7 protein-coding genes are annotated in these 6,494 nt (G+C 54.4%); 3 read left to right on the top strand and 4 right to left on the bottom strand.

The window, feature by feature from the left end; translation table 11 throughout:
• Window positions 1–86: 86 nt before the first annotated feature.
• The gene (locus ACW14G_RS05130) at window positions 87–593 is read right to left on the bottom strand and encodes a phenolic acid decarboxylase (protein WP_064541301.1); all 507 of its coding nucleotides are present in this window, start codon (window positions 591–593) and stop codon (window positions 87–89) included.
• 100 nt (window positions 594–693) lie between these two features.
• Between ACW14G_RS05130 and ACW14G_RS05125 the strand changes: the two genes are divergently transcribed.
• Entirely contained in the window at window positions 694–1,557 is an 864-nt protein-coding gene (locus ACW14G_RS05125) for a LysR family transcriptional regulator (RefSeq protein WP_163446804.1), read from the top strand.
• A gap of 5 nt (window positions 1,558–1,562) precedes the next feature.
• On the opposite strand, the gene ACW14G_RS05120 is transcribed toward ACW14G_RS05125, so the two are convergent.
• Window positions 1,563–2,753 carry a BaiN/RdsA family NAD(P)/FAD-dependent oxidoreductase gene (locus ACW14G_RS05120; RefSeq protein WP_249022636.1) on the bottom strand — a complete coding sequence of 397 codons (1,191 nt, stop codon included), beginning with the start codon at window positions 2,751–2,753 and terminating at the stop codon, window positions 1,563–1,565.
• A gap of 230 nt (window positions 2,754–2,983) precedes the next feature.
• Here ACW14G_RS05120 and pitA point away from each other — a divergent pair, with 230 nt between their 5' ends.
• Window positions 2,984–4,471 carry an inorganic phosphate transporter PitA gene (gene pitA, locus ACW14G_RS05115; RefSeq protein WP_163446808.1) on the top strand — a complete coding sequence of 496 codons (1,488 nt, stop codon included), beginning with the start codon at window positions 2,984–2,986 and terminating at the stop codon, window positions 4,469–4,471.
• Between the two features lie 53 nt (window positions 4,472–4,524).
• On the opposite strand, the gene uspB is transcribed toward pitA, so the two are convergent.
• Complete coding sequence (gene uspB, locus ACW14G_RS05110) at window positions 4,525–4,860, bottom strand: universal stress protein UspB (protein ID WP_064541289.1); 336 nt, start codon at window positions 4,858–4,860, stop codon at window positions 4,525–4,527.
• A gap of 378 nt (window positions 4,861–5,238) precedes the next feature.
• On the opposite strand from uspB, the gene uspA reads away from it, so the two are divergent.
• Window positions 5,239–5,676, top strand: a complete 438-nt coding sequence (gene uspA / locus ACW14G_RS05105) for a universal stress protein UspA (protein ID WP_064541286.1) — start codon at window positions 5,239–5,241, stop codon at window positions 5,674–5,676.
• Window positions 5,677–5,740: 64 nt separating this feature from the next.
• Here uspA and rsmJ read toward each other — a convergent pair whose 3' ends face one another.
• Window positions 5,741–6,493, bottom strand: coding sequence for a 16S rRNA (guanine(1516)-N(2))-methyltransferase RsmJ (gene rsmJ, locus ACW14G_RS05100; RefSeq protein ID WP_064541283.1), 753 nt, complete (start codon window positions 6,491–6,493; stop codon window positions 5,741–5,743).
• Window position 6,494: the final 1 nt, after the last annotated feature.

Genomic DNA, 6,494 nt, shown 5'->3' with positions numbered 1-6,494 from the left:
TCACTCAACAAAGGATTTATAATCAGAATAAATTAACCTTCGTAGATTATTTGTGTAATAAAGAATATTCAGGACAGTATTAATACTTAGCGTAAATTCGCCGGGAAATCTTTCGGTAATTCACTGGCAGCACAATCAATCACGCTATCGTTATTCGCCCCACAGTCGCGAACGAAGGTAATGGTAGCGAATTCATCAATCACCTCAGTCGGATACGCTGGGCCCGCATCACGATACGAATTCATCAGCGGGATGTGATCGTTCTGGAAGCAGACGGTTTTTTCCGGATTGTTGATGACCCAACGCGGGAAGAAAATGGTGCCATGGAACAGTTTGTCGCCGAGGTTCACAATCAGGCTGACATCGGTACCGGTCGGTTCGGTCCAGGAAATTTTATATACGCTCTCACCCACACGGACGATGTAGGCCTGCTGGTCTTTGACCCAACGATTCGCCACGATACCGCTGTGGATACGGTAATCCAGAGTGTTGTCGTTTTTCACATAAATTTCGTAGTTCCAGCCGTTGTCATAGGTATAGACCAGATGTTTACCCACGAAGCCGCTCAAGTCATGTTTATCAAAGTTGCTCATAATTAAATCTCCTTGTGTCGATGCAGAGATCTTATTGCTTTAAAAAAATAAATGAATAACGCTATGTTTGAATTAAATTCATCTAATTTTTAAATCAATCATGCACAAAACTACCCTTGAACAGTGGGCGCTACTGGAAAAGGTAGTCGAACTGGGCAGTTTTGCGAAAGCCGCGGAGGAGACGCACCGCAGCCAGTCGTCGGTCAGCTATAACCTGTCGCTGCTGCAGGAGCGGCTGGGCGTGGCCTTGCTGGTCCCCGAAGGCCGCCGCGCGGTGCTGACTCCGGCGGGCGAGCTATTGCTGCGCCAGGTGAAGCCGCTGCTCAAAGCCTTTGCCTGGGTAGAAACTCGTGCCGCCACGTTACGTGAAGGCACGCGCACGCGGCTGGATTTGGTGGTCGACAGCATTTTCCCGCGTCAGAGACTGTTCGCCATTCTGCGCCAGTTTCAGCAGCGCTACCCACAAACGCAGGTGCGGCTAACCGAGGTGCTGGAGAACGCCAACGACGCCGATAACGTGCAAGCGGAGGCGGACGTGATGGTGCTGACGCGCCGTCAGGATATTACCGGCCGCGGGGAATGGTTGATGAATATCGATTTTGTCGCCGTCGCGCATCGGGATCATCCTCTATTTCAGCAGGCAGGTCCGCTTAGCGACGAACAGTTGCGCCCCTGGCCGCTGATCCGCATTGCCGACAGCGATAGCAGCCGCCAGGAGACGCACGATGCGTGGACCTTCTCAACGATTGATGCCGCCATTGATGCCGTATTGTATCAGGTGGGATATGGCTGGTTGCCGGAGGAGAGAATCCAGGAGGAACTGGCGCAGGGAATATTAAAGCCGCTGCCGCTAAATCATGGCGTACGCCGCGCAACGCCGCTGCATCTGATCGTCAAACGAGATTTAGCCCCGCTCGACGAACAGGTGGAGATGCTGCTGAAGCTGTTTAGCCAGCAGCATTAATACGTTTACTCCGCCAGCGCCTGCGCACAAGCCCAGGCGCTCGACCACGCCCACTGGAAGTTATAGCCGCCCAGCCAGCCGGTAACATCCATCACTTCACCGATAAAATACAGACCTGGCGCTTTCTTCGCTTCCATGGTGCGCGAAGAGAGTTCGTTGGTATCCACACCGCCGAGGGTTACTTCCGCCGTACGGTAGCCTTCGGTGCCGTTCGGCTGAACGCGCCAGTTTGTCAGCGTCTCAACCAGCGTCTGCTGCTCACGTACATTAAGCTGCTTAAGGGTCACGTCGGGAACCTGGCCCAACTGTTGCAGACACTCCACCAGACGCTTCGGCAGCTGCATCGCCAGCGTATTTTTCAGGCTCTGGTTCGGATGCTCGGCGCGCTGCGCATCAAGGAAGTCCGCGAGATCGATGTCGGGCAGCAGATTGATGGTGACGAATTCGCCCGCCTGCCAATAGCTCGAAATTTGCAGCACTGCCGGGCCAGACAGGCCGCGGTGGGTGAAAAGCAGACTTTCGCGGAACACCGTGCCGTCTTCAGCGGTAATCACCGACGGGACGGAGACGCCGGACAATACCTGAAACTGCTCCAGCATCGGCTTATGCAGGGTAAACGGCACCAGCCCGGCGCGAGTCGGCAGCACCTTCAGGCCGAACTGTTCGGCAATTTTATAGCCGAACGGCGAAGCGCCCAGCCCCGGCATCGACAGGCCGCCGCTGGCAATCACCAGTTTATCGGCAGCCACGGTATCGCCGTTGAGCTGTAGGGTGTAGCCCTGCTCGTCACGAGAGACGTTGAGGATTTCGCTGCGCAGACGCATCGTGACATTGCCCTTCTCGCATTCCGCCACCAGCATCGCGACAATTTGCTCGGCAGAATCATCGCAGAAGAGTTGACCGAGGGTCTTTTCATGCCAGGCAATGCCGTGCTTGCCGACCATGTCGATAAAGTCCCACTGGGTATAACGCGCGAGGGCAGATTTACAAAAATGCGGGTTTTGGCTGAGATAGGCCGCGGGTTCGACATAAAGGTTAGTAAAATTACAACGGCCGCCGCCGGACATCAGGATTTTACGCCCCGGTTTTTTACCGTTATCCAACAGCAACACGCGGCGGCCTGCCTGCCCGGCCATGGCTGCACAAAACATTCCTGCCGCTCCGGCACCCACTACAATGGCATCAAACCTTTCCACGCACTATCCTCAACATAGGTATTGTCGGGAAGTGTAAATTTTTCATGGATGTCATACCAGTGAAATCTCGACAAAGCCGACTTATCTGATTGATACAAGGGAAATATTTATTTTCAACCATTTAACGAATACGGATAAATATCAAAAAAAGTCGAGATTTCACTTTGCCCGCGCCGCCAATGTCCCTGATAATGCCGCGCGTTCATGTCCTCAAAATGGCGTAACGTCCTATGTTACATTTGTTTGCTGGCCTGGATTTACATACCGGGCTGTTGTTAGTTCTGGCGCTGGTGTTTGTTCTGTTCTACGAAGCGATTAACGGCTTCCACGATACGGCAAACGCTGTTGCCACCGTAATTTATACCCGTGCCATGCGCTCACAGCTTGCTGTTGCGATGGCCGCAATCTTTAACTTCCTCGGCGTTCTGTTGGGCGGTCTGAGCGTAGCCTATGCGATTGTGCATATGCTGCCGACGGATCTTCTGCTCAATATGGGCTCCGCGCACGGCCTCGCCATGGTCTTTTCCATGCTGCTGGCGGCCATCATCTGGAACCTCGGCACCTGGTATTTCGGTCTGCCTGCTTCCAGCTCCCACACGCTGATCGGCGCGATCATCGGTATTGGTTTAACCAATGCGCTGATGACCGGCACTTCAGTGGTTGAGGCGCTCAACATCCCGAAAGTGATTAACATTTTCGGTTCGTTGATTATCTCGCCTATCGTGGGTCTGGTTGTTGCGGGTGGTCTGATTTTCCTGCTGCGCCGTTACTGGAGCGGTACTAAAAAACGCGCCCGTATCCACCTGACCCCTGCTGAACGTGAAAAGAAAGACGGTAAGAAAAAACCGCCGTTCTGGACGCGTATCGCTCTGATTCTCTCCGCCATTGGCGTGGCATTCTCCCACGGCGCCAACGACGGTCAGAAAGGCATTGGTCTGGTCATGCTGGTCCTGATTGGCGTTGCTCCGGCAGGTTTCGTAGTCAATATGAACGCTTCCGGCTACGAAATCACCCGTACCCGCGATGCGGTCAACAACGTTGAAACCTTCTTCCAGCAGCGCCCAGATTTGCTGCTGAAAGTGGCAAGCAACGCTGAAAAGCTGACCCCGGAAGCCGAGGCTGCCGTTGAGTTTCACTGCCATCCGGCGAACACCATCAACGCGCTTGATCGCGCTAAAGCGATGCTGACCAACGTTGAGAGCTATGACAGCCTCTCCGTAGAACAGCGTGGCCAGCTGCGTCGTATCATGCTGTGCATCTCTGACACCACCGATAAAGTGGCGAAGATGCCGGAAGTCAGCGGCGATGACCAACGTCTGTTGAAGAAACTGAAAACCGACATGCTGAGCACCATCGAGTACGCGCCAGTCTGGATTATCATGGCCGTCGCGCTGGCTCTGGGTATCGGTACAATGATCGGCTGGCGTCGCGTGGCGACCACCATCGGTGAGAAAATCGGTAAGAAGGGCATGACCTACGCCCAGGGGATGGCAGCGCAGATGACCTCTGCGGTCTCCATCGGCCTGGCAAGCTATACAGGGATGCCGGTATCCACCACCCACGTCCTGTCGTCTTCCGTTGCGGGGACCATGGTCGTTGACGGTGGCGGTCTGCAACGAAAAACCGTGACCAATATCCTGATGGCCTGGGTCTTCACGCTGCCAGCGTCGATCCTGTTGTCCGGCGTGCTGTACTGGCTGTCTCTGAAGCTTATCTAAGCGCGTTTGGCACAAACAGAAAACGGGTCAGGAAACTGGCCCGTTTTTTTTACTCAGTGCCAAATCATCAGGGCGATTAAGCTAATCACCACCAGGCCACACAGGGAACTGGTCAAAATAAACTGACGACGAACCCGGTCACAGCGGCGAATAAACTCATCATCATGATGATCGCGATACCGCTGCCCGTAGATATACCAGACCAGGCGTATTTGTTTGCCCGGCTGACCGTGCGAGGTAAAGAAACCACCGCCGTCCACATACTGATAAAGCAAGGGATCGCAACCACGTAGTACAACCAATAATGCACGCAACGATGAGAAGTAGCGTGCCATATTTACCACACAAACGACACACAGGGCCCAAAACAGCGCAATCGTGCTGATCATAACTCCTCCCCGGCGACCAGTCCTCGGAGACCCCAGGACATCTCGCTCCCCAATAACCCACCAACACCTCAGTAAAAGAGTGCGATTCAGATCACGTTTATTTATCCGAACGGCTCATTAAATAGTGTAGGAGATCAGTTAAATTTTTTACCACAAGGTTAATCGTTATCAATACGTAAGATGGAAAAATTTGTTTAACTAATTGGCGAACCGGATGCATTGACGGCGCCCCAAGGCCGCTATAAGGTAGAAATATCTTCTACAATTAGGTCTTTAAGGGCAAACCCCGCGCAAGTCGCACGCAGGACGCGGGCAAGGGACAGCGCATGGGCTGTCTGGTCCAACAGTCATCGACAACTTTATGGAAGGAGTAACACCATGGCTTACAAACACATTTTGATCGCGGTCGACCTTTCCCCAGAGAGCAAAGTTCTGGTGGAAAAAGCGGTATCAATGGCTCGCCCCTACAATGCAAAAGTTTCGCTGATTCACGTCGACGTAAACTATTCCGATCTCTACACCGGGCTTATCGACGTTAATCTTGGCGATATGCAGAAGCGCATTTCCGAAGAAACCCATCACGCACTGACTGAACTGTCCACGAACGCGGGCTACCCGATCACCGAAACCCTGAGCGGTAGCGGCGACCTGGGTCAGGTGCTGGTTGATGCGATTAAGAAATACGATATGGACCTGGTGGTTTGTGGTCATCATCAGGACTTCTGGAGCAAGCTGATGTCATCTGCACGCCAGCTTATCAACACAGTCCACGTCGATATGCTGATTGTTCCGCTGCGCGACGACGAAGAAGAATAACTCTCGCGTTGAGCATCGTGAAACGCCTGCGCAAGCAGGCGTTTTTATTTCTATTAACCCGAAATTACTCCGCCGTTCCGGCATAAATATCAAAGCGATGTCCTTTGGTCACCACCGCGTTCGGCGTTGCCACGTCCGCCAGCGGCGGTGCGTAGTCCGGGCGCTTCACCACCACGCGTTTGGTAGCCAACCGGCGCGCGGGTTCAAGCAGGCCATCCGCGTCGAGATCCGGCCCCACCAGCGACTGAAACACGCGCATCTCTTTTTTCACCAGCGCGCTTTTCTGCTTATGCGGGAACATCGGGTCGAGATACACCACCTGCGGGCGCGGCGTAATATCGGTTAACGCGGTCAGACTCGAGGCGTGAATCAGCTGTAAACGTTCCTGCAACCACGGGCCAATTTCCGCATCGGCATAGCCACGCGCCAGGCCGTCGTCGAGCAGCGCGGCAACCACCGGATTACGCTCCAGCATCCGCACTCGGCAGCCGACGGAGGCCAGTACAAACGCATCGCGCCCCAGCCCGGCGGTGGCATCAACCACGTCCGGCAGGTAATCGCCTTTGATGCCGACGGCTTTCGCCACCGCTTCGCCGCGACCGCCGCCAAACTTGCGCCGGTGCGCCATCGCCCCGCCGACAAAATCGACAAAGATGCCGCCAAGCTTCGGCTCGTCGCGTTTGCGCAGCTCCAGGTGCTCCGGCGTCATCACCAGCGCCATCAGGTTGTCATCATCGTGCTCAAGCCCCCAGCGGGCGGCCAGAACAGATAAGGCGCCGTCTCCGGCGCCCGTTTCATCCAATAAACAAATTTTCACG

Source organism: Kluyvera sp., from assembly GCF_965301105.1.
This window is presented reverse-complemented; position numbering and strand designations above follow the sequence as displayed.

Bases quoted from the DNA above. Each gene is read 5' to 3' on its own strand.
- ACW14G_RS05130 (WP_064541301.1), bottom strand. From the start codon at position 593: ATGAGCAACTTTGATAAACATGACTTGAGCGGCTTCGTGGGTAAACAT.
- ACW14G_RS05125 (WP_163446804.1), top strand. From the start codon at position 694: ATGCACAAAACTACCCTTGAACAGTGGGCGCTACTGGAAAAGGTAGTC.
- pitA (WP_163446808.1), top strand. From the start codon at position 2,984: ATGTTACATTTGTTTGCTGGCCTGGATTTACATACCGGGCTGTTGTTA.
- uspB (WP_064541289.1), bottom strand. From the start codon at position 4,860: ATGATCAGCACGATTGCGCTGTTTTGGGCCCTGTGTGTCGTTTGTGTG.
- uspA (WP_064541286.1), top strand. From the start codon at position 5,239: ATGGCTTACAAACACATTTTGATCGCGGTCGACCTTTCCCCAGAGAGC.